The sequence below is a fragment of the Prosthecobacter fluviatilis genome, from assembly GCF_042655725.1.
Lineage (GTDB): Bacteria > Verrucomicrobiota > Verrucomicrobiia > Verrucomicrobiales > Verrucomicrobiaceae > Prosthecobacter > Prosthecobacter fluviatilis.
In genome coordinates this window covers 39,356-61,583 of sequence record NZ_JBHSMQ010000016.1, presented here as the reverse complement: position 1 = coordinate 61,583, position 22,228 = coordinate 39,356, and the positions used below count along the sequence as shown (strand labels likewise).

Below are 22,228 nucleotides of genomic sequence, written 5' to 3'. Positions count from 1 at the left end.
TTTCTTTCCTCAATCAAAAATCTTTCCGGGGTTCAGCAGGCCCTGGGGGTCGAGGGCTTTTTTGATGCTGCGCATGAGTTCATAGCTGCCCTCTCCGAGCTGGCGCTTGAGAAAGTTCTTTTTGGCGAGGCCTACACCGTGCTCACCAGTAACAGTGCCGCCGACGCGGATGGTCTCCTCGACGATCTCCTCCAGCGCGGCTTCGATGCGATGCATCTCTTCATGGTCGCGCTCGTTGGTGAGGAAGGTGGGGTGCAGGTTGCCATCGCCAAGATGGCCGAAGGTGCCGATCTGCAGCTTGTGCTTTTTGGCCACGGCGTCGATGAAGGCGACCATGGCGGCGAGTTCGCTGCGCGGGACGGTAACGTCTTCCAGAATGGTGGTGGGGCGCACGCGGGCGAGTGCGGAGAAGGCATTGCGGCGAGCAGCGGCGAGCCTGGCTCCCTCAGCTTCATCGGCGGCGGCGCGGACATCGCGCGCGCCATTGGCTTTGGCGAGGGCCATCATCTGTGCGGCCTCCTCTTCGACAACAACGGGGTGGCCGTCTGTCTCCATGAGCACGAGGGCCTCCACATCGGTGGGCAGGCCGATCTTGGCATAATCCTCCACGCACTGCACGGTGACGCGATCAAGGAACTCCAGCGTGCAGGGAATGATCTTGGCGGCGATGATGGCGGAGATGGTTTTGGCGGCGTCCTCCATGGAGTCGTAAAGGGCGAGCATGGTTTTACGCGCCTTGGGACGGGGTAGCACTTTGAGAATGACCTCGGTGATGATGCCGAGCGTGCCCTCGCTGCCGATGAAGATGTCCTTCATGGAATAGCCAGCCACGTCTTTAACGCATTTGTTTCCGAGAAAGGTGAGCGTGCCGTCAGGCAGCACGACCTCAAAGCCCATGACGTAATCGCGCGTGACGCCGTACTTCAGGCCGCGAAGACCGCCGGAGTTTTCGGCCACATTGCCCCCGATGGTGGAGATCTTCATGGAGCCGGGATCCGGCGGATAGAAGAGACCGACCTTGGCGCAGGCATCGTCGATCTCCTTGGTGATGACACCGCTTTGTGCACGAAGCGTGAGGTTTTTTTCATCGACCTCGATGAGCTTGTCCATCTTCACAAGACAGATGACGAGACAGCCCTCCAGCGGGACGCTGCCGCCACTGAGGCCGGTGCCGGAGCCGCGAGTGACGACGGGGACATTGTTGCGCCGGGCGAGCTGGACGCACTCGGAAACCTCCTCGGCAGTGAGGGGAAAAACAACGGCGCCAGGGCGCTGCTTGAGAGCGGCTGTGCCGTCAAAGCTGTAGGGGACGAGGTCTTCGTCAGAGGTCAGCACCCGGTCGGGCGGTAAGATTTCCTTCAAGGACTGAATAAAGCGGGCTTCAATTTTGTTCACGGCGGAGCATTCTGGAGAGTTCGTGCTAGAGCGTCAACGCGCGCTGTGGTTGATTATGATCACATGAAATTCAATCAGCTCATTCGTTTCGCCCCCATTTATCAAAGCCGCGTCTGGGGTGGCCGCCGCATGGAGACACTGCTGGGCGCGACGCTGCCCGATGAGACGACTCCGTTTGGCGAGGCGTGGACGGTATGCGACCGGCCTGAGGCGCCAAGTGTGACGGTGGACGGCAGATCCCTCAATGAGCTGTGGACCAACCACCGCGAAGAGGTGTTTGGCAAGGCGCTTGTCTCATCGACGAGCCCGACTTTCCCCCTGCTAATGAAGGTGCTGGATGCATGCGATGATCTCTCGATCCAAGTGCACCCGCCGGCAAGCATGGCGGAGGCGCTGAAGGGCGAGCCGAAGACAGAGATGTGGTTCATCGCGCATGCCGACCCGGGTGCGAAGATCTACGCCGGGCTGAAGCCGGGAGTGACCCGGGCAGATTTTGAAACAGCACTGGCGAACGGCACCCTGGCGGATGTTGTACATGTGATCGAGGCGCGCACGGGCGACTGCCTTTTCATTCCCAGCGGGCGGGTACACGCGATCGGGGCGGGCCTGCTGATCTATGAGATCCAGCAAAACAGCGACACGACCTACCGGGTGTTTGACTGGAACCGCGTGGGCCTGGATGGCAAGCCCCGCGCGCTGCATGTGGAGGAGAGCCTGCAGAGCATCGACTTCAACGACTTTGAGCCCGGAGTGCAAAATCTGGAGGCAGACGGCACGCTGGTGAGATGCGAGCACTTTGACGTGAAACTGCGCAGCGAGGCTGGCGAAGCGGGTGCTGAGGGTGAAAGCCTGACGCTGGCTGTGGTGAGCGGCGAGATCGACGTGGGCGGCACGATGCTGAAGGCGGGTGATTTTGCGCTGGTGCCCGCGTGCCTGAGTGCCGAAGCACGCAAAGTCAGTCCCATCAGCGCTGGCAGCCAATGGCTGGAGATCCGTGTCCCCTGATGAACGGCTACTGACTGCCTGAAGCTGGCGGAGCAGGCTTTTTCACCTCGACGGCTGGCGCCTCCTTTTGGACTTCAGGGGCAGCTGTTTCATTTGGCTTTGCCGTTGTCGCTGGAGGGGTGGCTTTTTTGACTTCCAGCACGGGGGCCTGTGCAGGCTTGACCTCCGCCGCAGGTGAAGCCGTTTTTTTGGCGTCTGCCATGGACTTGTCAGCAGTTTTGTACGCAGGGTCCTTGGGAGTGCTGGGCACAGCGATGAATTTGGCCTTTTCGGGATCCATTTTCGGAAGCTTGCCCTGAGGCACGGGAGGCAGCTTTTTCTCTGGCACCGCCGGCTTGTAAGAGGTGCTGGCAGAGGGGGGAGCCCCCCCCTTTTTCAGCTCAGGCTGGGCCTCCTCCTTGCCGCAGGAGACGAGGATCAGAGCAAGCAGGCAGATGCAAGGCTTCATACGCTGCGAATAGACACCGACCGGGCGTGGGCATCAAGCCCCTCGACGGCGCTGATGGCTCGGACGACGGGCTCCGACTTGGCACAGCTCTCGCGGTCCAGACGGATGATGCTGGTGCGGCGCTGGAACATGTCTGCGGTGATGCCGGGGAAGGATTTGCCGGAGCCGCCTGTGGGCAGCGTGTGGCTGGGGCCCGCAAGGAAGTCGCCCACGGCCACGGGGGAGTAATTGCCAAGGAAGATAGCACCAGCGGTGCGGATGAGGGGCAGTATGTCCTGCTCCCGCGTGGTGATGAGCGTGAGGTGCTCTGGCGCAAAATCATTGGCCAGACGTGCTCCCTCTTCCAAGCTGGGTACGAGCATGAGAAAGACTCCTTTTTCCAGCACGGGGGCAAGCTGGGCCTGACGGCTGAGCGTGGCGGACTGCTCGGCCACCTGCGCGACGACAGCATCGAGAAGGGCAGCGTCGTCGGTGAGGAATCCGGCCATGCTGTCCTTGCCGTGCTCGGCCTGGGCGAGGATGTCTGCGGCGATGAAGGCGGGATTGCCCGACTTGTCGGCAAGGATCAGGACCTCGCTGGGCCCGGGGAGGAGATCGATGGAGACGACGCCGAAGGCCTGACGCTTGGCCTCGACGACGTAGCTGTTGCCGGGACCGAAGATTTTGGTGACGGGACGGATGGTCTCGGTGCCAAAGGCGAGCGCAGCGATGGCCTGGGATCCGCCAATTTTATAGACCTCGGTGGCTCCTGCGAGCTTGAGCGCGGCGAGTAGACCGAGATTGACGGTTCCGTCCCGGCCACAGGGGGTGCAGACGACGATCTCCGGCACGCCTGCGGCTGCGGCGATGGCGACGGTCATGATGGAGGTGGAGACAAGCGGGGCGGTGCCTCCAGGGACATAGCAGCCCACGCGCTCGAAGGGGTGATAGATCTCCCCGACGGTGGCTCCCTGTTCGTTTTTGAAGCTCCACTCCTGGCGCAAGCTGCGCTTGGCAAAGGCGGCGACGTTGCGCTGGGAGGACTCCAGCGCGGCCTTGAGGGTGGCGTCTGCGGCATCCCAGGCGGCGTCGAGCTCGGATTGGGACACGCGCATCTGGGCGGCGGTCAGCTTGGCACCGTCAAACTTTTCCACAAGCTCCAGCACGGCGGCATCCCCACGCTCGCGCACGGCCTTGATGACCCCTGAGACGACCTCACGCACGGAGTCGCTGGCTTCGGCACGGCGGTTGAGAGCAGAGGCGGCGGCGGGGTAGCCTGGGTCGGTATGGCGGATGATTTTCATCGGGGGTGTTTACGTGGCGGGGGCGGGATTGGAGTCAAGAGGTCAAGTGGTCCTGTAAATAGACTCAAGGCGCCCACCAACTCAATCTGCGTCTCCGCCTGCATCAAAGTCATCGCCGAAATCTTCGTGCGCGCCACAGGTATCCGGCTCAGAAGCGGCATCGACAGAGCGGCGCGCACGTAAAGCCCTGCGGCGTCTCCCATGAAGATAAGAAGCAAGGGCAATGCCTGCCATCAGGCCTAGGATGACCAGCAGCAGCATTATCGGCCAGCCTCAGAAAGGTTTACGGCACCACTTCGCCGGAGCCTGTATAGACCCACTTCTCGACGCGGCCGTTTTTGATGCGGGCCTGGGCTTCAGTCTCGAATTTGCCGAACATGGTCTGAGTTTCGTACTTCACGATGACCGTCCAATATTCAGTGCCATCGATTTTTTCCTGCGCCACATCCCCCCAGGACTTGATGTTGTCGGGTTTGATTTCGGTGACTTCGCCGGATTTCATGCTGGCAAGAAGCAGCGGATAGGTGCCGTCGGCATCCTTGACGGGCTTGTCGTTGCTGCTGCTGCCGCCAGTAGAGGCTGCGGCTGGGGCGTTTTTGGCACGCTCCGCAGCAGCCAAACGGTATTCGTGCGACTTGCGTGCATTTTCCGTCTGCACGACCTTGACCTGCTCATAAGCGGCGGTGAAGACTTCCTTGAAGTCGGTGTCATCCATGGCGACCAGCCCCCGCATGGGCGAGCCTGCGGAGGCACCCACCACAAGATTGGGGCCTTCCTGGCCCATAACGAAGATTTTAGTGCCCGCCTTGAAGGTGGTGGCCGCAGTGGCCTTGCCCATCTGCATCTTCAGTTCCAGGTCTTTCTTCATGGTGACCTGCTTGGGCGTGTTAAAGAAGCCTTTTGGCACCACAGCCCAGTTCTGGGTGAGCTCGTCCACGGGCGGGAAGACGGGAGCGACGAACGCGTTCGGATCCACCGGCGGCGGCTCAGGAGCCTTGGTCATTTCGGGTTTTGGCTCCTCGGGCTTCATCTCAGGCTTCGGTTCCGGCTTGGTCTCGACCACGACCACCTTCTCCTTTTTGGGCGGTTTTGGCGCTGGAACGACGGCCACTTCCTGCTTGGGCTCCTCCTTTTTGGGAACGTGCTTCGTGAATTTCATGGCATCAGCGAAAGGCGGATACACATACTCGTAGGAGACGTAACCAACGGCGATGGCCAGGGCGATGACAAGGAGGGGTTTCATGGCAGTAGGGATTCTAGGAGAGTGGCCGGAGATAATCAACCACCCACATGCAGCATTCTGAAAACGCCCCAGCCGGGAATTTCTTGGGCTTGATCTCCCCTTCTCACGCGGCTTGTACGGGCATGCCTGAAGACGTGATCAGCGTGCGAGGCGCACGGCAGCACAACCTCCAAAACATCGATGTGGACATCCCACGGCACCGGCTTGTGGTGCTGACGGGGGTGAGTGGCAGCGGGAAGTCGTCCCTGGCCTTTGACACCCTTTTTGCGGAGGGGCAGCGGCGCTATGTGCAGAGCCTGTCGGCCTACGCCCGGCAGTTTCTGGGACAGATGGAAAAGCCGGACGTGGATTTCATCGAGGGGCTGTCCCCGGCGGTGGCGATCGAGCAGGTGCACTCGAATCCAAATCCGCGCAGCACGATCGCCACGGTCACAGAGATCTACGACTACCTGCGCGTGCTGTACGCGGTGGCCGGGCAGCCGCACGACCCGCAGACAGGGGAGCGGCTGCACCGCAGCACGCCGCCAGAGATCGCCGACAAGGTGCTGGCGCTGGGCGAGGGCACGCGGCTGGTGGTGCTGTCCCCCCAGGCGCCCGCGAGTGCGGCGGACACGCGGACGCTTTTTGAGAAACTGAAACGCCAGGGCTTTGTGCGGGTGCGGCTGAACGGCACCGTGGTGGAGCTGGAGGAGGCGCCTGCACTGGATGACGACCAGATGCAGCAGGTGCAGGTGGTGATCGACCGCCTGGTGGTGCGCGGGGACTCGCGCCAGCGGCTGATGGAGGCGATCGAGAGCGCGCTGCACTGGAACGACCGCGAGGTGCAGTTTCTGGTGAACCTGGACGGCAGCGAGGAGGTGCTGAGCTACACGACGGCTTTTGCCAATCCGCGCACGGGCTACACGCTGGAGAGGCTGACGCCACAGCATTTCTCTTTTAACACGCACCTGGGCGCATGCCCGGCCTGCGAGGGCACCGGGACCACACCCACGCCGGACCCGACGCTGCTGGTGCCGGATGAGAGCGTGTCTCTGGCCAAAGGGGCAATCAAGGCCTGGTGGGCACGGCACCCGACGGTGAAGCAGATTTTCAACCAGAGTGTCGAGGCGCTAGCGCGGCACTATGGCGCGGCGACGGATGTGCCGTTTCGGGAGCTGCCGGCAGAGTTTAAGCAGGCGCTGTTTCACGGCACGGGCAGCGAGGCGATCAACACCGGGTGGAAAAAGGCAGACAACAAGCGCAGCGTGGCCAAGCCTTTTGAGGGGCTGCTGCCGGAGATCGCGCGCATGTATGCAAGTGCCGAGAGCGATGTGCTACGTGCCTCCCTCTCGCGCCTGATGAATCCGCAGCCCTGCGCGACGTGTGCAGGCATGAGATTGAGGCCGGAGTCGCTGGCGGTGAGGTTGAGTTCCAAGTTCAAGGTTACAGGTTCCAAGCTGGAGGCCGCCGAGGGCTTGAACATCCATGAGTTTACCGGGCTGCAGGTGCGCGATGCGCTGGAGTGGATGCGGGAGCTGGAGGTGACGGAGCAGCAGAAGCAGTATGTGGGCGAGCTGCAGCGGGAGGTGGTGAAGCGGATCGAGTTTCTGGAGCAGGTGGGGCTGGGGTATCTGGCGCTGAACCGTGAGAGCGGCACGCTCTCGGGTGGCGAGATGCAGCGCATCCGGCTGGCTTCGCAGATCGGGGCCGGACTGGCAGGGGTGCTGTATGTGCTGGACGAACCGAGCATCGGCCTGCATCCGCGCGACAATGAGCGGCTGATCCGCACGCTGCTGCGGCTGCGCGACCTGGGAAACACCGTGCTGGTGGTGGAGCATGACGAGGCCACCATGCGCGCGGCGGACTACATCATCGAGCTGGGGCCAGGAGCGGGCACACATGGCGGGAAGATCACCGCACAGGGAACGCCTGCGGAGATCGCGGCCAACGAGGCATCAATCACCGGGGGCTTTCTCAGCGGCCGGAAACGGATCGAGGCCAAGGCACTGCCTGAGACGCTGATCGCCGAGAGCCGTGAGCCGACCCGAGGGCACGCGCTGACGATCCACAATGCCACGGCGCACAATCTACGGAATGTGACCGCCGCGTTTCCACTGGGGGCTTTCACCTGTGTCACTGGCCCGTCTGGCAGCGGCAAATCAACGCTGGTGGACGACATTTTGATGCGTGCGCTGCGCCGCCATTTTTACGACGCCAAGGAGATTCCCGGTGCGCATGAGAAGATCACGGGGCTGGAGCAGCTCGACAAGGTGGTGGTGATTGATCAATCGCCGATCGGCCGCAGTCCGCGCTCAAATCCTGCGACCTACACCGGAGCATTTGGGCCGATCCGCGAGCTGTTTGCGCAACTTCCTCTGGCGCGCATGCGCGGCTATGATGCGGGGCGCTTCAGCTTTAACACACCCGGTGGCCGCTGTGAGAAATGCGAAGGGGATGGCGTGATCAAGATCGACATGCACTTCCTGGCGGACGTGTATGTGACGTGCGAGTCGTGCAAAGGAAAGCGCTATGGCGCGGAGACGCTGGAGGTGACCTTCAAGGGCAAGAACATCGCCGAGGTACTGGACATGACGGTGAGCGAGGCGCTGCGTTTTTTTGATCGCAGCACCACCATCTCGCCCAAGCTGCGCACGCTGGAGGAGACGGGGCTGGGCTACATCAAGCTGGGGCAGAGCGGTGCGACGCTCTCTGGCGGCGAGGCACAGCGCATCAAGCTCAGCGCCGAGCTGGCCAAACGCAGCACCGGCCGTACGCTGTATGTGCTGGACGAGCCCACCACCGGCCTGCACAGCGCGGACATCCAGACACTGCTGGGCGTGCTGCTGCGCCTGCGGGATGCGGGGAATACGCTGATCGTCATCGAGCATCATCTGGACATGATCCGCAGCGCGGACTGGATCATCGACCTCGGTCCGGGTGGAGGCAGCGAAGGCGGATATGTGCTGGCCACAGGAACGCCAAAGCAGGTGGCGGCGAATGAGAAGAGTGTGACGGGGAGTTTTTTGAGGGCGTGAGGAATGATGCAGGCACGCTGGCCTGCATCGAACACCTCATATCTCCAAACTGCGGGCAGGAGTGCCCGCATCACTCACTTCAGAGCCCGCACCAGTGGCTTGCCCATGCACATCGGGGGCTCCTGGATACCCAGCGCTGCGCTCAGGGTGGGGGCGAGGTCGGTGATGCTGAACTCGTCGGCGTAGCGGCCAGTTTTGAAGGGGGCGCCGTAGAAGATAATGGGGATGTGGGTGTCGTAGGAGAAGGGGGAGCCGTGGGTGGTGCCGGTGGCGGGCTTGCCAGTGCCGGCAATGAGCCAGGGCTTGAGGATGATCACGGCATCGCCGCTGCGCTCGCCATTGAAGCCGTTGGCGATGCGCTGGCCGATGACGCCGGGGGCGCGGCCTTCGAGAAGCTGCTGGCGGCCGTAAACGGCATGTACCACGCCGGTGGAAAGCGCCCACTCACGGATGAAGTCGGTGAGCACTTCGGGCTGCAGTTTTTTCTCGGCCAGGACGGCGTGGTCGAAGTAGAGGTTACCTTCCACGAGGCGGGGCTTGAGGCTGCCTTTGGGAGAGAGGAAGTAGCGGCCTTCGCCAAAGCGTTCGGCGACTTTGGCCTGCAACTCCACAAGCATGTCTGTGACTGACGGACGTCCGCCATCGAGCCCCTGCTCCTTGGCGTTTTCTGGATTGGGAGCCACGCCGTGGTCGGCGGTAAGCACCATGACCACATTGGCCAAACCGACTTTTTTGTCGAGGTAGGCAAAGAGTTCCTTCAGCTGACGGTCCAGGCGCAGAGTCATGTCATGAACTTCCTGGGAGTAGGGGCCGAACTTGTGGCCGCAGTAGTCGATGGATGAGAACGAGACGCAGAGCAGGTCGGGGTTGCTCCCCTGCCCCAACTTCTCTCCTTCGATGGCAGCCTTGGCAAACTCCATGAGGAGCTGGTTGCCATAGGGAGTGGAGAGGATGGGCTCGTAGCCTTCCTTCTCTTCCTTGATGACCTTGTGCGGGAAGGTGCTGCCTTTTTCGCCAGCGAGGTGGCTCTCTCCGGCGGACTCGTCAGACTCGGAATACTGCTTCTCTTCGAGAAGGCGCTCCCAGGTCTGACCCACGAAAGCGTCCGGGCGCTTGCTGTCATTGAAGGCCTTCACCCAGGCAGGCAGCTCGTTTTCATAGTAGCTGCTGGTGATGAAATTGCCCGAAGCGGACTCGAACCAGTAGGCACCCGTGGGCTTTTTGCCGGCAGGCAGGATGGCGCCGCGATCTTTGACGGACATGCTGACCACCTTGGAGCCCCAGTGCAGGCGCATCTGGTCCGCCACGGTGGCTCCGGTAAAATTGCGCGGGGACATCTTGCCGGCCTTGGCGTCGGGCTTGGTGCCCACGCCGGTGACGTCTGCGTCCTCCACGCAGTACATCATCCCCCCGCTGCGCTTGTCGAACCAGTCATTCCCAATCACTCCATGCATCATGGGGGAGCTGCCGCTGAAGAAGCTGGCGTGTCCCGGCGCGGTGATGGTGGGGTAGTAATTGTACTGCGCAAAGGTCATGAAGGCCCCTTTGTCTGTGAGCTCGCGGAGGCCGCCCTCGACGAACTGGGAGTGGAAGCGGTCAAGGTAGTCGTAGCGCAGCTGATCCACGAGGATGGCGACCACGAGCTTGGGAGCCTTGGGTGGTGCGGCCTTGGCGGTGGCGAGGCCAGCCACGAGGGCCAGGAGGGGGAGCAGTGTCTTGTGCTTCATGGTGGAAATGGAGAGCAGTAAACACAGGCAGCGAGGTCAGTGTTTCAATGACTTTAAGCAAGCAGGAGCACGTGCACGGCGAACCAGAAGCACAGTCCCTGCTTGAACTCACAGGCAACCGCAGGCATCAGGACCGCGTAGGAAGTCCAAACGAATGAGCAAAGCTGAACCCAGCCGTCTGGCGGCACATGTGAAGGGCATCTCCAAGAGCTTTGGAGACGGGGGGGCACGGCTGCAGGTGCTCAAGGAAATCGATCTGGACGTGCGGCGAGGAGACATCACCATGCTGGTAGGGCCTTCTGGCTGCGGCAAGACGACGCTGATCAGCATCATCGCAGGCACACTGAAGGCGGATGACGGCGAGCTGCAGGTGCTGGGGCAGGATCTGCGAAAGATGTCCACTGCGCAGATCACGCGATTCCGGGCGCAGCACATCGGCTTCATCTTCCAGTCCTTCAATCTGATCCCGACACTGACGTGTGTGGAAAATGTGAGCGTGCCGCTTCTCATTCAGGGAATGTCCGCGTCGAAGGCGGAAAAGCGTGCCAAGGAGGTGCTGGCGCAAGTGGGGCTGGGAGAGCGCACAAAGCACCGCCCCTCGCAGCTCTCAGGCGGGCAGCAGCAGCGAGTCGCGATCGCCCGAGCGCTGGTGCATGAGCCGGAGCTGATCATCTGCGACGAGCCCACCGCCGCGCTGGACGCGAAGAACGGGCATGTGGTGATGGAGCTCTTTGAGCATGTCGCGCGCGGGAATGACCGCGCGGTGCTGATCGTGACCCATGACAACCGTATTTTTCACCATGCGAACCGGATCGCGAACATGGACGACGGACGTGTGGTGGAGATCCATGATGTGGATGCCAACAATCCGCCGCCGGAGCATCTGAAGCATGTGGAGAGGCTGTGAGAAAAGTTGACCAGTTGGGCCGCAACTGGCTTTCCCTCACTCCGATTGCGGCACGACCGGGCTGCCTTCTTCGCCTTCCTTCTGCGACTGCTTGAAGTCTGGAAGCGAATCAAGATAGAGGGCCTCGACTTTATCACGCGCCCAGGGGGTACGGCGGAGAAAGGTGAGGCTGGATTTGATACTGGGCTGCCAGTTGAAGCAGTTGATCGGGATCATGCGCCCAAGCATTTCCCAGCCGTAATGCTCAACGAGCTGCGTGACCATCATCTGGAGGGTGATGCCATGAAGGGGGTTTTTGGGGCCTGCGGCGTGCATGGTGAATGTTTACCTGGTTTTATTTTTCCGGCAATTGGCCTTTCTTCGCGGCTTTGACCATCTCTGAGTGCGCTTTCACATCCAAAGTTTTCACTTTGACATAACTGCCGTCGAAATAGGCGCGAGCGCCAAGATAATAGCCTGTGTTTGCCCCTGTGATTTCGAGCTTTCGCTCACGCAGCACAAAACTGAGGTTGGTCTCATCAGACTTATCCTTGTCGATCCCTTTGTCACTGTACCATCCTATGGGGGCGTTCCAAACGGCGACACCCGAGATATCCCCACCATGCGAAGTAGGCCCGCGCACCACCGAAATGGAGAAATAGAGATGCCCGCCTTCCTCCGCCACTTCCACACGCCCGCCCCTGCTGTCGGAATAGACACCGCTGAGTGTTTCATCCTTCCATTCATGGATCAAGCCCTTCAGCCACTCGGAGCGCTCATCCTCCAGACCGGCGGCGGCCTCCAGATACTCCGGCGCATCCAGCGGCAGATCATCCTGGCCGCCGGCCCCGGTAAACAGCGGTGAGCGCGCGAGGCAGTCTCGATATTCCACCCAGGAGCGCTGGTCTTCCTTAAGCTTGTTGAAATCCTTTTCCGGCAGCTTCCGCTTCACCGCCGCCCAGGCTTCATTCAGGGCGCGGTCTGCTTTGTCGAAAAGCACCTTTGCAGCATCACGGGTGAGGGGTTTTTCTTCAGCGCGAGCGGAGCCTGTGCCAGCCGTGATGAGCAGCAGCAGGGAGAGAGCTGAAATCGCATGGCGCATGTGGCATCAGATTAGCTGAGGGCTTGGGAGTGTCCACGTTTTGCCTCGGGTTTCTTTTGGTTTCCTGATCATCAGGAAGCGGCTGATTTTGAATACATCTTCACGCCTTGATAAACAATGTTTTGTCTCTAGCCTCCGCCGACTCAGCCCCTTTTTTATTCCTATTTTCATGCATCTCTACGATCAATTCATCCAATGGGCCGGCAGCCTGAATGCACAGCAGGTGGCGGACTGGCTGAGACAGCTGGAGTGGAATCGCGTGGTGCCAGAAATTTCGGGCAAGTTCATCGGCTTTCTCCTTGGATTTGGCGCGAGTTGGTTTCTGCTGTTTCGCCGGCACCTGAGGGCGCTGGACCGGCTGCGCCGCGGAGACTCGGATGACGTCTTATTTCAGGCACACTTTCTTGCTCCGATTGCGGGATCCGACAAATACATGCTGCTCTTCCGCAACCTGATGCCCAGCACCACGGTCAATGATCTCTATGACAATCCTGCCGCGCGGAAAATTGTGCGAGAAATGGCAGACATCACCACGCTGCGGAAGCCTGTGCTGCGAACAGAGGGCACACTGGGTTTTGAAGTGCTCAACGACGCTTTCAATCACATCGCCGGACATCTGGCCATCACTCCATTCCCCCGCGAAACATGGATGTTTGCCATGACCTGCGAAGACCGCCAGGTGGTGCGACGCAAATGCGTGCGCTGCTTCCTGGTGCGCCCCGCCGAACTGGAGCGCTTTGCGAACTGGCGCTGGTGCCGCGACAACGTGGTGTGCGAACAGCCTTGGCACTGGTACCGTATCGTGGCGCTGCATCAGCTAGCCACCGTGTGGCAGGAGGAGGAAAAAGCCACGCAGAATCCGAACCCAAAAACGCAGGGGATGCCGCTGGTGGACAAGCACGCCACCCACCGCCGCGTGCGTGCGATGTCTGCAGGCATCTTTACCAACGAGAAACCCGTGGGCATGCCGACGGAGATCGACTGGCCTTCCAAGGAATGGGAGCTGAAGAAACTGGGGCTAGACCTGAATACACCTCCAGGTGCGTAAGGAGGCCCCAGGAAAGACAAACAGACAGAATGGAGCAAAGCTTGAACAAATCGGCGTGACTCCAACGTCTGGCTGTAATGAAACATCTTTTCCTGCTGCTGCTATCCATCCCACTCAACGCTGCAGAAACCCGTGACGCGGCGTTTCAAAAGAGCATTGAGCAGATGTTTCCACGATTGGTGGAGATCAGGCGGGACATCCACATGCACCCAGAGCTGCCAAATGAGGAGGTGCGCACCTCGAAGCTGGTGGCGGACCGGCTCAAGGAACTTGGCTTTACGGACATCAAGACCGGTGTGGCGAAGCATGGCGTGGTGGCGGTGCTGAAAGGCACGCAGGATGGCCCCTGCGTGGCGGTACGCGCAGACATGGATGCGCTGCCGATCAAGGAGCTGCGCAGCACCCCGTACCGCTCGCAGAACCCGGGGGTGATGCATGCCTGCGGACATGACGTGCACACGACCTGTGCGCTGGGCGTGGCGGAGCTGCTCATGAGGCACCGGGACAAGGTGAAAGGCAGTGTGAAGTTTCTTTTCCAACCAGCGGAGGAGGCCATGCCCGCCACCTACAAAGGCGACTGGGGTGCTAAGCTGATGGTGGCGGAGGGCGTGATGGAGAACCCCAAGCCTGCGGCTGTCTTTGGCCTGCATACCACGGCGGTGGTGCAGCCGGCGGGGATCACAGATGACGGTGTCCATTACCTCAAGGCGGGGCAGATCGGCTACACGCCAGGCTATGACAATGCAAACAGCGACCGCTTTCACATCACCATCCATGGCAAGATGGCGCACGGCTCCACGCCGCACAAAGGGGTGGACGCCATCGCGGTGGCGGCGGAGGCCATCATGGCGCTGCAGATGATCAAGAGCCGCCAGACGAACACGCGGCAGCCGCTGGTGATCAGCATCGGCATGATCAGCGGTGGCGACCGCGAGAACATCATCGCGGAGAAAGTGGAGCTGGGCGGCACGGTGCGCACTTATGACGCAGCTTTCCGAGACGGAATCATCGAGCAGATGGAGCGCATCCTAAAGGGCATCACGTCAGCGCATGGGGCCACCTATGAGATGGAGTACCGGAAGACGTACCCGAGCATTCACAATGATCAAAAGCTGGTGGATGTCACGCTGCCGGTCTTTCGCCGGGTCGTGGGAGAAAAGAACGTGATCGAGCTCATCCCGGGCATGGGTGGGGAGGACTTCAGCTTTTTCGCGCAGGTGGTTCCGGGCTTCTACTTCCGCCTGGGCGTGGCGAACGAGGAGAAAGGCATGACCTATGGCGGCCACACGCCGATGTATGACTGTGATGAGCAGAGCATCAAAACCGGCGTGGCCGTGATGGCAGCCGCTGTTTGTGATTTTCTGGATGCAAGCCGCTGACGGTGGCGGCGTTTAAGGGGGGCACCATGAAGATCCGCCGGCTTCTGCTTTCCCTCCTGCTTTGCTGCAGCGCCCTGCACGCTGCTGATTACAAGTCACCCTACAAGGTGGCCTTCACCTTCAGCGATGAGGAGCTGATAGGCGACCTCCTGAAAGGACCGCGTGGCAACTGGAAGGAGGAGGCCAACGTGCCCTACCGCGAATGGTATGATGACGCCAACCAACCGCGCTGGAAATACTGGGGACCTGCGGCGAAGCACTTCAGCCCGCCTGAGGGCATGGGCTCAAAAAGCCCGGAGTGGTCGCGCCAGCGAGTGATCGCCACCGCCATGCGCTTTGTAGGCTACACGTACCAGCATCATCACGTGCCGGACTGGGAGCCACCAGCGGGCTGGCCGAAGGATGAGAGGCAGACCACGCCTGTGACGAAGGGGGTGGACTGCAGCAACTTCACCGCCTTTGTGTACAACATGGCGCTGGGGATCAAGCCCACCGGAGATGTGCAGGATCAGGCCATGCTGACGGAGACCCCCGGGCCGGGTGCAGGGCGAAGCATCGCGGTGAAGCGGATCGAGCTGCCCGAGCGCTACGAGGACTTTGAAAAGACGCTGCTCACGGGGGATCTGCTGTTTGTGAAGAGCAACAAAGGCGAGGTCTCCCACGTGGTGCTGTGGGTGGGCAAGATAGGCCACAGCCCGGAGGGTGCGCCGCTGATTCTGGACAGCACGGGGACACGAACGAAGGACAGCAACGGGGTGGAGATCCCAAACGGCGTGCACCTGCGGCCCTTTAAAAAAGGCTGGTGGTATGCCAGCAAGGCGAGCCACGCGCTGAGGATTATTCCGGAGAAGTGAGAGGGGCTTTGGGAGGACACAAGCACGATCGAAGTTGTGGAACTTCTCGAACCATGCAGGTCCGCGCGTGCCGCACAGAGGACTGTGCGGACCACTATGGACTGATCGCCTGGCTCCTTGCAGGAGTTACATTGCGCGCTTGGCACGCAACGCGTCTTCGATCTGGCCGAGGGGGAGGCAATTGATGACGTCTTTGCGGGTGAGCCAGCCTTTGCGGGCGGCCTTGATGCCGTAGATGACGGCCTGCAGGCCGTGCACGCTGTGGGCGTCGGGATTGATGCTGCATTTGACGCCTTTTTCCTTGGCGAGCTTCCACCAGCGCCAGTCCATGTCGAGACGCCAGGCGCTGGCATTAAGCTCGATGATGGTGCCGGTCTCGGCGGCGGCATCGATCACGGCGGCGATGTTGACATTGTAAGCCGGGCGCTGCAGCAGCAGGCGGCCGGTGAGGTGGCCTAGCATGGTGACGTGCGGATTCTCGATGGCGCGGATGATGCGCTTGGTCATCTCGGCCTCGGGCAGATTGAAGACGTTGTGCACGGAGGCGACGACGTAGTCGAGCTGTACCATGATTTCGTCGCTGAAATCGAGACTACCGTCTTTAAGGATGTCCACCTCGCTGCCGGTGAAGATGCGGAAGCCTTCCTCCTTCATCTCTTCATTGAGCGCCTGGATCTCCTCGATCTGTGCGAGCAGGCGCTTTTCATCGAGGCCGTTGGCCTGGAAAGAGGACTTGCTGTGGTCGGCGATGCCGAGGTACTGCAGGCCCAGCTCGTGGGCTGCATGGGCCATCTCGCGGAGGGTCGCACCGCCGTCGCTGGCGGTGGTGTGATTGTGGAAGACTCCGCGCAGGTTTTCGAGCTGGATGAGGTGCGGCAGACCACCGTGCTCGGCGGCCTCGATCTCGCCTTTGTTCTCGCGCAGTTCGGGATCGATGAAGTCGAGATCCAGCGCGCGGTAGAGCTCGGCTTCATCGTGCACGGGTGGGATGACGGGCGCATCGGCGTGATCCGGCACCGGGGTGAAGGCATACTCATTGAGCGACCAGCCGCGCGCCAGGGCACGCTGGCGGATGACGACGTTGTGCTCCTTGCTGCCGGTGAAGTACACCAGGGCGAAGGGGTACTCCTTACGGGAGACGGCGCGGAGATCGCACTGAACGCCGTGCGTGGCGTGCACGCTGGCTTTGGTAGGCCCCTTCGCGATGACGTCCACGACGATGGGGAGCTGTACGAAGTATTCGATGACCTCCTCGGGCTGCTTGGTGGAGACGAGGAAGTCGAGATCGTGCACGGTTTCCTTGCCACGGCGGAAGCTGCCGCAGACTTCGGCATTCGAGACCTGCGGATGCTGACGCAGCGCCTCCAGAATCTCCTGCGCGAGGGCATGAACCTGATCCTGGCGAAACTCAGACGCGTGCTGCTCGCGAAAGGCGATGCCGTCGAGGATTTTTTCCACTGTCTTGCCGCCGAATCCGGAGAGTTTGGCGGCCTCGCCGCTTTCGCATGCGCGCTTGAGATCGGCGATGGAGGACACACCCAGCTCTGAGTGCAAAGCAGCCACCTTTTTGGGACCGAGGCCGGGGACGTCGAAGAGCTCAAAGAGTGTGTCTGGAAACTCCGCCTTGAGCTTTTCGTAAAACTCCAGCTTTCCGGTGGTGGCCATTTCATGAAGCTTGTCGCGCAGGGCCTCACCGAGCCCCTTGATGCCTGCGAGCTGGTTTTCCGCGGCCAGTTTCATGATGTCGCCACTGAAGCTCTCGACGATCTCCGCGCCGGTGCGGTAGGCGCGCACCTTGAAGGTGTTTTCCCCCTTCAGCTCCAGGAGCAGGGCAATGCGTTCAAAGATGGTTGCGGCGTCTTCACGGGTCATGTGTGCATGATGGCGTGAGATGGCGCGAGGTGAAGCGGGAATTCGCCCTACGGATCTGATTCTCCACAGCAATCATCAAATCCAGCCGCAAAAACGATAGGCCCACCATCCTATCATTTCGTGCATCCATGCCTCAAGATGGGCCAGATTGCCTGCGTTTGGCACCTCGATCCATTTTGCCTTCTGCTCACGCAACGTCATGCTGACGTAATTGCACGGAACAGCAACAACAGCCGTGCCCGCATTTTCAAACACCGCCTTGGCGCGGGTCATGTGATAGGCTGATGTCACCAGCGCCACCTTTTTCCAGCCATGCCTGGCGGCCAGGGCGGAGACTTTTACGGCTTCATCGTGGGTGTCGGTGCAGTTGCCCAGACTTTGCACTGGAACAGGGGAGAGCTGCCACTCCTCCACCCAGCGCATTGCAGCATCCGCCTCGGACTCGATGCCGGACCGCATCTTGCACATGCCACCACCCAATACCAACAGCCTGCCCCGGCCTTTTTTTGCGAGCATCAGCCCCGTAAACAGCCGGTCTGCAGCACCTTTCATATGGATTCCTGCTGGCTCGCTGATCGAGGGCTCCATGCCGCCACCCAGCACTATGATGGCGTCGCACTCTGGCAGTGTGCTGATTTCCACGGGCTTCCAACGAGCCTCCAGTGATGCCACCAAAGCGTGCGGCAGAGCAGTGGCTGCGGTGAGTGTCAGCAGCAGCCAGGCGGTGGCTGGCAAGATCAAAGCCCTCCATTTCCGGTGCTTCAGCTTGATCACTACAAGTGCAGAAAGGAGGAGCCAGACAAGCCCGGTCGGCTCAATAAAGTCTGCCAGAGATCTGAGAAACGAGGTCATGTTTTGCGTTGGAGACGGAAGCTGCATGCGGCAAAGATAAAGGTGCTGGCTATGAGGAGAGTGCTCAGTGCATTGATCACCGGCAGGCTGCGGCTGGTTTTCATCATGCTGGCGACGCGGAGAGGCAGAGTCGTGGTGCCAGGACCCGAGACAAAGAAGGTGATGACATAGTCATCAATTGAAAGAGTGAAGGCCAGAAGACCGCCTGCAAGCACACCGGGCATAATGAGCGGCAAAAGCACTTTTCTCACAGCCATGGCCTGAGTGGCACCCAGATCACGAGCAGCATCAAGCAGGGTAAAATCATAGTCCTGAAGCCTGCCGAGAACCACCATTGTCACGAAGCTCAAACAGAAGGTGACATGCGCGATCCAGATGGTGAGCATGCCGGTTTCAAACCCTGTGAGAACAAAAAGGGCCAGCAGTGACATGCCCATGAGCACGTCCGGCATGACCAATGGCAGAGTGACCAGCATGTGGTGCACATCCTGCAGCCCAGAGCGAAACCGATGCAGCGCATATGCGGCCAGAGTGCCCAGCATCATGGAAACCAGGGAGGCCGAAACGGCAATTTTGAGCGTGATCCAGAGTGACTCCCACACCTCTCCCGCAGCCCAGAGTTTTTCATACCAGTTCCAGGTGAAGCCCTCCCACTCACCGCCAAAACGCGAGGCATTGAAGGAGTTAACAACCAGAACCACCAGCGGAGCAAACAGAAAGACCATCACCCCCAAGGTGATGAAAGCCGGCAGCCTTGAGTGCTTCATTCAGCCTCCTTTCCCCTGCCAAACTTCTGCCTCAGCACAACGAGCAGCATCGGAAGCAGCACAGCCAGCATGAGCCCGCCAGCAAGCGCACTGGCGTGCGGCAGGTTGCGGTCTGAAAAAACGCGCTGGGCGATTTTGCTTCCGAGCATTTCATCCGAAGCGCCGCCCACCATCTGCGGAATAACGTACTGACCAAGACAGCAGACAAAAACCATGACGGATGCAGAAATCAGCCCGCGACTGACACCAGGAACGAACACGTTCGAAAAAGCGCGCCATGGGCCGGCCCCGAGGTCCCGGGCTGCATCCAGCAAGCCGAAGTCAAATTTCTCGGCAGCTGCGTAGAGCGGCAGGATGGCAAAGGGCAGCTGCGTGTAAACAAGCACGAGCAGCACCGTCCCTGAATGATTCAACAGCGTGACATTTTCCGGCAAAAGATGCATCCCGATGAGAAGCCTGGTCAGCGGACCTTCGGGGTGCAGCAGAGACTTCCATGCAAAAATACGGATCAGGAAATTCGACAGAAAGGGGATGACAACCAGCAGCAGCAGAATCTGCCGCATGCGCCGCTTTGCACGCGCCATATGAAAAGACACCGGAAGCGCCAGAGCCAGACAGATCAAAGTCGTCACACCGCTGAGCCATAGCGTGCGCCAGAGAATCGGACCATAGGCGGAGTCCATCACTTCCCGCAGGGTGTCCAGCGTCCAGCCCGGCCCGACACCACCCTGCAAATCGGCAGGGCGAAATGCCGTGCTGATGACCAAACCTGCAGGAATCACAAAAAAGACAGCCAGCCAAGCAAGTGACGGCAGGGTGACAATCCACTGTCTGGCAGAGCCGGATCCGGCTCTCATGAGGCATCCTCCATGTGCACGACCCGGCCTTCATCCGGATGAAAGCTCATCCACACCTCCGCTCCACGCACCGGATCGATCTCCCCTCCGCTAAAGCGGCTGCGCTGGAGCTGCGCCAGAATGCTGTGCTGCCCGGCGCGGATACGATAGCGCGTGTGCGAACCGAAATAGGCCACGTCCTCCACCACTCCGGGGAAGGCGTTAACCCGTTCTACTCTGGACGGCCGCGTCAGCGTGAGACTGATTTTTTCCGGCCTTACCATCAGACGCAAGGGGTGACCGGAAGCGATGTCGCCGCTACCCAGAACGAGCGGACTGCCCAGTCCATCCACCAGCACGCGCACATATCCTTCGTGCTGTATCTCCACCACCACGCCTGTGAAAAAATTTGCATCGCCGATGAAGGAGGCCACAAAGCGGGTGCGGGGATTTTCATAAAGATGCCCCGGTGAGTCCACCTGCTCTACCCTGCCCTCATTCATGACTGCAACTCGATCGCTCAGGCTCATGGCCTCGCCTTGGTCGTGTGTCACGTAGATGAACGTGGTGCCAACCTGTTCATGAATGGTTTTCAGCTCCATGAGCATGTGCTGGCGCAGCTTGAGATCCAGCGCAGCCAGCGGCTCGTCCAGCAGCAGAACCTGCGGATTGTTCACCAAAGCTCGAGCAATGGCCACACGCTGCCGCTGCCCACCGCTCAGCTGTGAGGGGCGCTTGCGCACGTGCTCATTGAGACGCACCAGGTCCAGCATGTGGTCCACGCTGCTGCGTATCTCCTCACGCGGGCGGCGGCTCATGCGCAGGCCGAAGGCCACATTTTCCCATACACTCATGTGAGGAAAGAGGGCGTAATTTTGAAAGACGGTGTTTACTGGCCGCTGCTCAGGCGGAAGCGCGGTGATGTCCCTGCCCGCGACCATAATCCTGCCGCAGTCAGGGCGTTCAAAGCCTGCAATCATCCGCAGCAGCGTGGTTTTTCCACAGCCACTCGGTCCTAAAAGTGAAAACGACTCCCCCCTTGCCACTGCCAAGGATGCATCCCCCACGGCAAGCTGCGTGCCGAAGGATTTGGAAACATGGTCAATGACGAGAAATTCGTCCATTAAAAGGAATAAGGGTATACTTTAGCCTGAAAACAATGGCGGTGGCAAGAAGCTTGCGGGATTGAAAGGAACAGGCGAACTTTACCGAATGTCCAACCGTTTTGAAATCCTGCGCCCTCTTGAAGAAGACACCGCCAGCAAGCTGCTGCTCGTGCGCGACAACAAGCGCGAAAACGAACTGCGGCTGCGTCGATTCAAGACCCAGAAGCCGGAGGAGATCGAGGGGCTGAGGGAGCTTTTCCGTCAGCTGGCCGGGCTGGAGAACCGTCACCTGGACCGGCTGATCGACTACGGAGCGGACAAAGACGGCTTTTACACCATCGTAGCCGGCCCCCTGCCGGGAGAAACACTGCCCGAGATCCTGGAGCGCGGCCCGCTTACGGAAAAGGAATTCACCTCGCTGACCGTGCAACTGCTGGAAGCGCTTTCAGCTCTGCACGAAAGCGCCATCGTGCACGGCAGCCTGCGACCGGAATACGTGCGCATCAGCGGAAAGTCCGCCGCTGACTGGCAGGTGACACTGCATGGCTTTGGGCAGGGATTTGCCTCGAAAGACGACAGCCCCGAGGAGCAGATACGTGCCTACCGCTGCGCCGCCCCGGAGCAGTGGCAGGATGGCTCCACGCGCCGTCGCACAGATGTGTATGCGCTGGGCTGCATCCTCTATGAGGCGCTGACCGCGCGCGCCCCCTTTGATGCAAGGGTGATGAAGGAACTCCGCCTGAAGCACCTCAGCCACGACATCCCACCCCTGACCAAGCTCGCCTCCCATGTGCCAGCCTGGATGACCTCATGGGTGATGCACCTGATGTCACTCGATCCGGAGCAACGTCCGCGCAAGGCTGGTGCTGCACGCACGCAGTTTGAAAAACAAGAGGCCCCGCAGGCTGTGGAGCAGACACCGCGTCCTCTGCCTGTACAGCAAGCAGCCGCCACCGCTGCGCCACCTCCAGGTGTGGCAATGCCGCCACCGCAGAATCTGCGCTCCGCACCCGTCATGCTGCCCAGAACGCAGCCTGGCACTCACAATGCGACCTCCAGCACCATCCCCATAGCCGCTGGTCCGCACGTGGCTGCCAACCGTCCAAAACCTGAAGCCACCAATCCCGTCGTCCCCGCACCAAGAAGGGCCCCTACCCCCGCTCCGGGACCACGTCCTTCGGGTATCAGACCAGCACCGGCAACCGCCCCCTTGCTCATGGGCAAACTCAAGCAGCAAAAGCCCGTCGCAATCGCTGCGGCAGTGGTGCTGGTGCTGCTGTGCCTGTTTGTGGTTTCGCGCTGTGGTGGGAAGCCTGAAGCGGTAAAAACGAAAGCAGGCCAGGTGAAGCGCTGAACTGTTTTATCAGCGGCCATTCGGATGACAAATGTGAAGCAGGCGTTTCCACCTGCT

The 22,228-nt window shown here is 60.6% G+C and carries 19 protein-coding genes; 7 read left to right on the top strand and 12 right to left on the bottom strand.

The genetic code is table 11. The features are described 5' to 3' along the window. Nucleotides 1-9: 9 nt before the first annotated feature. Nucleotides 10-1,395, bottom strand: coding sequence for an FAD-binding oxidoreductase (locus ACFQDI_RS24780; protein ID WP_377172121.1), 1,386 nt, complete (start codon nt 1,393-1,395; stop codon nt 10-12). Nucleotides 1,396-1,458: 63 nt separating this feature from the next. Between ACFQDI_RS24780 and ACFQDI_RS24775 the strand changes: the two genes are divergently transcribed. Next, nucleotides 1,459-2,400 (top strand): type I phosphomannose isomerase catalytic subunit, encoded by a 942-nt coding sequence (locus ACFQDI_RS24775; protein WP_377172119.1) that lies wholly within the window; start codon nt 1,459-1,461, stop codon nt 2,398-2,400. 7 nt (nt 2,401-2,407) lie between these two features. Here the strand turns inward: ACFQDI_RS24775 and ACFQDI_RS24770 are convergent, their stop codons facing one another. The 3 genes from ACFQDI_RS24770 to ACFQDI_RS24760 form a co-directional block, all read right to left on the bottom strand. Further along, nucleotides 2,408-2,848 carry a hypothetical protein gene (locus ACFQDI_RS24770; RefSeq protein WP_377172117.1) on the bottom strand — a complete coding sequence of 147 codons (441 nt, stop codon included), beginning with the start codon at nt 2,846-2,848 and terminating at the stop codon, nt 2,408-2,410. After that, complete coding sequence (gene hisD, locus ACFQDI_RS24765) at nt 2,845-4,131, bottom strand: histidinol dehydrogenase (RefSeq protein WP_377172115.1); 1,287 nt, start codon at nt 4,129-4,131, stop codon at nt 2,845-2,847. Before hisD ends, ACFQDI_RS24770 begins: the two co-directional genes overlap by 4 nt. A 283-nt stretch (nt 4,132-4,414) precedes the next feature. Beyond that, entirely contained in the window at nt 4,415-5,374 is a 960-nt protein-coding gene (locus tag ACFQDI_RS24760; protein ID WP_377172113.1) for a hypothetical protein, read from the bottom strand. A 122-nt stretch (nt 5,375-5,496) separates the two neighbouring features. Here ACFQDI_RS24760 and uvrA point away from each other — a divergent pair, with 122 nt between their 5' ends. After that, complete coding sequence (uvrA, locus tag ACFQDI_RS24755; protein ID WP_377172111.1) at nt 5,497-8,388, top strand: excinuclease ABC subunit UvrA; 2,892 nt, start codon at nt 5,497-5,499, stop codon at nt 8,386-8,388. Nucleotides 8,389-8,462: 74 nt separating this feature from the next. Here the strand turns inward: uvrA and ACFQDI_RS24750 are convergent, their stop codons facing one another. Next, the gene (locus tag ACFQDI_RS24750) at nt 8,463-10,115 is read right to left on the bottom strand and encodes an alkaline phosphatase family protein (RefSeq protein WP_377172109.1); all 1,653 of its coding nucleotides are present in this window, start codon (nt 10,113-10,115) and stop codon (nt 8,463-8,465) included. A 154-nt stretch (nt 10,116-10,269) separates the two neighbouring features. Between ACFQDI_RS24750 and ACFQDI_RS24745 the strand changes: the two genes are divergently transcribed. Beyond that, nucleotides 10,270-11,022 carry an ABC transporter ATP-binding protein gene (locus ACFQDI_RS24745; RefSeq protein WP_377172107.1) on the top strand — a complete coding sequence of 251 codons (753 nt, stop codon included), beginning with the start codon at nt 10,270-10,272 and terminating at the stop codon, nt 11,020-11,022. A 36-nt stretch (nt 11,023-11,058) separates the two neighbouring features. On the opposite strand, the gene ACFQDI_RS24740 is transcribed toward ACFQDI_RS24745, so the two are convergent. Both ACFQDI_RS24740 and ACFQDI_RS24735 read right to left on the bottom strand, forming a co-directional pair. Continuing rightward, nucleotides 11,059-11,337 (bottom strand): VF530 family protein, encoded by a 279-nt coding sequence (locus ACFQDI_RS24740; protein WP_377172105.1) that lies wholly within the window; start codon nt 11,335-11,337, stop codon nt 11,059-11,061. A 19-nt stretch (nt 11,338-11,356) separates the two neighbouring features. Next, on the bottom strand, nt 11,357-12,103 hold the full coding sequence (locus ACFQDI_RS24735) for a lysozyme inhibitor LprI family protein (RefSeq protein WP_377172103.1): 747 nt from the start codon (nt 12,101-12,103) through the stop codon (nt 11,357-11,359). Nucleotides 12,104-12,272: 169 nt separating this feature from the next. Here ACFQDI_RS24735 and ACFQDI_RS24730 point away from each other — a divergent pair, with 169 nt between their 5' ends. The 3 genes from ACFQDI_RS24730 to ACFQDI_RS24720 all read left to right on the top strand — a co-directional run bounded on the left by ACFQDI_RS24730 (nt 12,273) and on the right by ACFQDI_RS24720 (nt 15,384). Continuing rightward, complete coding sequence (locus ACFQDI_RS24730) at nt 12,273-13,151, top strand: hypothetical protein (RefSeq protein ID WP_377172101.1); 879 nt, start codon at nt 12,273-12,275, stop codon at nt 13,149-13,151. 77 nt (nt 13,152-13,228) lie between these two features. After that, nucleotides 13,229-14,530 carry a M20 metallopeptidase family protein gene (locus tag ACFQDI_RS24725; RefSeq protein WP_377172099.1) on the top strand — a complete coding sequence of 434 codons (1,302 nt, stop codon included), beginning with the start codon at nt 13,229-13,231 and terminating at the stop codon, nt 14,528-14,530. A gap of 26 nt (nt 14,531-14,556) precedes the next feature. After that, on the top strand, nt 14,557-15,384 hold the full coding sequence (locus ACFQDI_RS24720; RefSeq protein ID WP_377172097.1) for an NlpC/P60 family protein: 828 nt from the start codon (nt 14,557-14,559) through the stop codon (nt 15,382-15,384). Between the two features lie 126 nt (nt 15,385-15,510). Here ACFQDI_RS24720 and polX read toward each other — a convergent pair whose 3' ends face one another. The 5 genes from polX to ACFQDI_RS24695 form a co-directional block, all read right to left on the bottom strand. Continuing rightward, nucleotides 15,511-17,256 carry a DNA polymerase/3'-5' exonuclease PolX gene (gene polX, locus ACFQDI_RS24715; RefSeq protein WP_377172095.1) on the bottom strand — a complete coding sequence of 582 codons (1,746 nt, stop codon included), beginning with the start codon at nt 17,254-17,256 and terminating at the stop codon, nt 15,511-15,513. A gap of 75 nt (nt 17,257-17,331) precedes the next feature. Continuing rightward, nucleotides 17,332-18,108 carry a YdcF family protein gene (locus ACFQDI_RS24710; RefSeq protein ID WP_377172093.1) on the bottom strand — a complete coding sequence of 259 codons (777 nt, stop codon included), beginning with the start codon at nt 18,106-18,108 and terminating at the stop codon, nt 17,332-17,334. Beyond that, nucleotides 18,105-18,833, bottom strand: a complete 729-nt coding sequence (locus tag ACFQDI_RS24705) for an ABC transporter permease (protein WP_377172091.1) — start codon at nt 18,831-18,833, stop codon at nt 18,105-18,107. The genes ACFQDI_RS24710 and ACFQDI_RS24705 overlap by 4 nt, the downstream gene beginning before the upstream one ends. 38 nt (nt 18,834-18,871) lie before the next feature. Beyond that, nucleotides 18,872-19,459 (bottom strand): ABC transporter permease, encoded by a 588-nt coding sequence (locus ACFQDI_RS24700; protein WP_377172154.1) that lies wholly within the window; start codon nt 19,457-19,459, stop codon nt 18,872-18,874. 269 nt (nt 19,460-19,728) lie between these two features. Continuing rightward, nucleotides 19,729-20,835, bottom strand: coding sequence for an ABC transporter ATP-binding protein (locus ACFQDI_RS24695; RefSeq protein ID WP_377172089.1), 1,107 nt, complete (start codon nt 20,833-20,835; stop codon nt 19,729-19,731). 88 nt (nt 20,836-20,923) lie between these two features. Here ACFQDI_RS24695 and ACFQDI_RS24690 point away from each other — a divergent pair, with 88 nt between their 5' ends. Beyond that, nucleotides 20,924-22,171, top strand: a complete 1,248-nt coding sequence (locus tag ACFQDI_RS24690) for a serine/threonine protein kinase (protein ID WP_377172087.1) — start codon at nt 20,924-20,926, stop codon at nt 22,169-22,171. Nucleotides 22,172-22,228: the final 57 nt, after the last annotated feature.

Bases quoted from the DNA above. Each gene is read 5' to 3' on its own strand.
- ACFQDI_RS24775 (WP_377172119.1), top strand. From the start codon at position 1,459: ATGAAATTCAATCAGCTCATTCGTTTCGCCCCCATTTATCAAAGCCGC.
- ACFQDI_RS24770 (WP_377172117.1), bottom strand. From the start codon at position 2,848: ATGAAGCCTTGCATCTGCCTGCTTGCTCTGATCCTCGTCTCCTGCGGC.
- hisD (WP_377172115.1), bottom strand. From the start codon at position 4,131: ATGAAAATCATCCGCCATACCGACCCAGGCTACCCCGCCGCCGCCTCT.
- ACFQDI_RS24760 (WP_377172113.1), bottom strand. From the start codon at position 5,374: ATGAAACCCCTCCTTGTCATCGCCCTGGCCATCGCCGTTGGTTACGTC.
- uvrA (WP_377172111.1), top strand. From the start codon at position 5,497: ATGCCTGAAGACGTGATCAGCGTGCGAGGCGCACGGCAGCACAACCTC.
- ACFQDI_RS24750 (WP_377172109.1), bottom strand. From the start codon at position 10,115: ATGAAGCACAAGACACTGCTCCCCCTCCTGGCCCTCGTGGCTGGCCTC.
- ACFQDI_RS24745 (WP_377172107.1), top strand. From the start codon at position 10,270: ATGAGCAAAGCTGAACCCAGCCGTCTGGCGGCACATGTGAAGGGCATC.
- ACFQDI_RS24740 (WP_377172105.1), bottom strand. From the start codon at position 11,337: ATGCACGCCGCAGGCCCCAAAAACCCCCTTCATGGCATCACCCTCCAG.
- ACFQDI_RS24735 (WP_377172103.1), bottom strand. From the start codon at position 12,103: ATGCGCCATGCGATTTCAGCTCTCTCCCTGCTGCTGCTCATCACGGCT.
- ACFQDI_RS24730 (WP_377172101.1), top strand. From the start codon at position 12,273: ATGCATCTCTACGATCAATTCATCCAATGGGCCGGCAGCCTGAATGCA.
- ACFQDI_RS24725 (WP_377172099.1), top strand. From the start codon at position 13,229: ATGAAACATCTTTTCCTGCTGCTGCTATCCATCCCACTCAACGCTGCA.
- ACFQDI_RS24720 (WP_377172097.1), top strand. From the start codon at position 14,557: ATGAAGATCCGCCGGCTTCTGCTTTCCCTCCTGCTTTGCTGCAGCGCC.
- polX (WP_377172095.1), bottom strand. From the start codon at position 17,256: ATGACCCGTGAAGACGCCGCAACCATCTTTGAACGCATTGCCCTGCTC.
- ACFQDI_RS24710 (WP_377172093.1), bottom strand. From the start codon at position 18,108: ATGACCTCGTTTCTCAGATCTCTGGCAGACTTTATTGAGCCGACCGGG.
- ACFQDI_RS24705 (WP_377172091.1), bottom strand. From the start codon at position 18,833: ATGGTCTTTCTGTTTGCTCCGCTGGTGGTTCTGGTTGTTAACTCCTTC.
- ACFQDI_RS24700 (WP_377172154.1), bottom strand. From the start codon at position 19,459: ATGGCGCGTGCAAAGCGGCGCATGCGGCAGATTCTGCTGCTGCTGGTT.
- ACFQDI_RS24695 (WP_377172089.1), bottom strand. From the start codon at position 20,835: ATGGACGAATTTCTCGTCATTGACCATGTTTCCAAATCCTTCGGCACG.
- ACFQDI_RS24690 (WP_377172087.1), top strand. From the start codon at position 20,924: ATGTCCAACCGTTTTGAAATCCTGCGCCCTCTTGAAGAAGACACCGCC.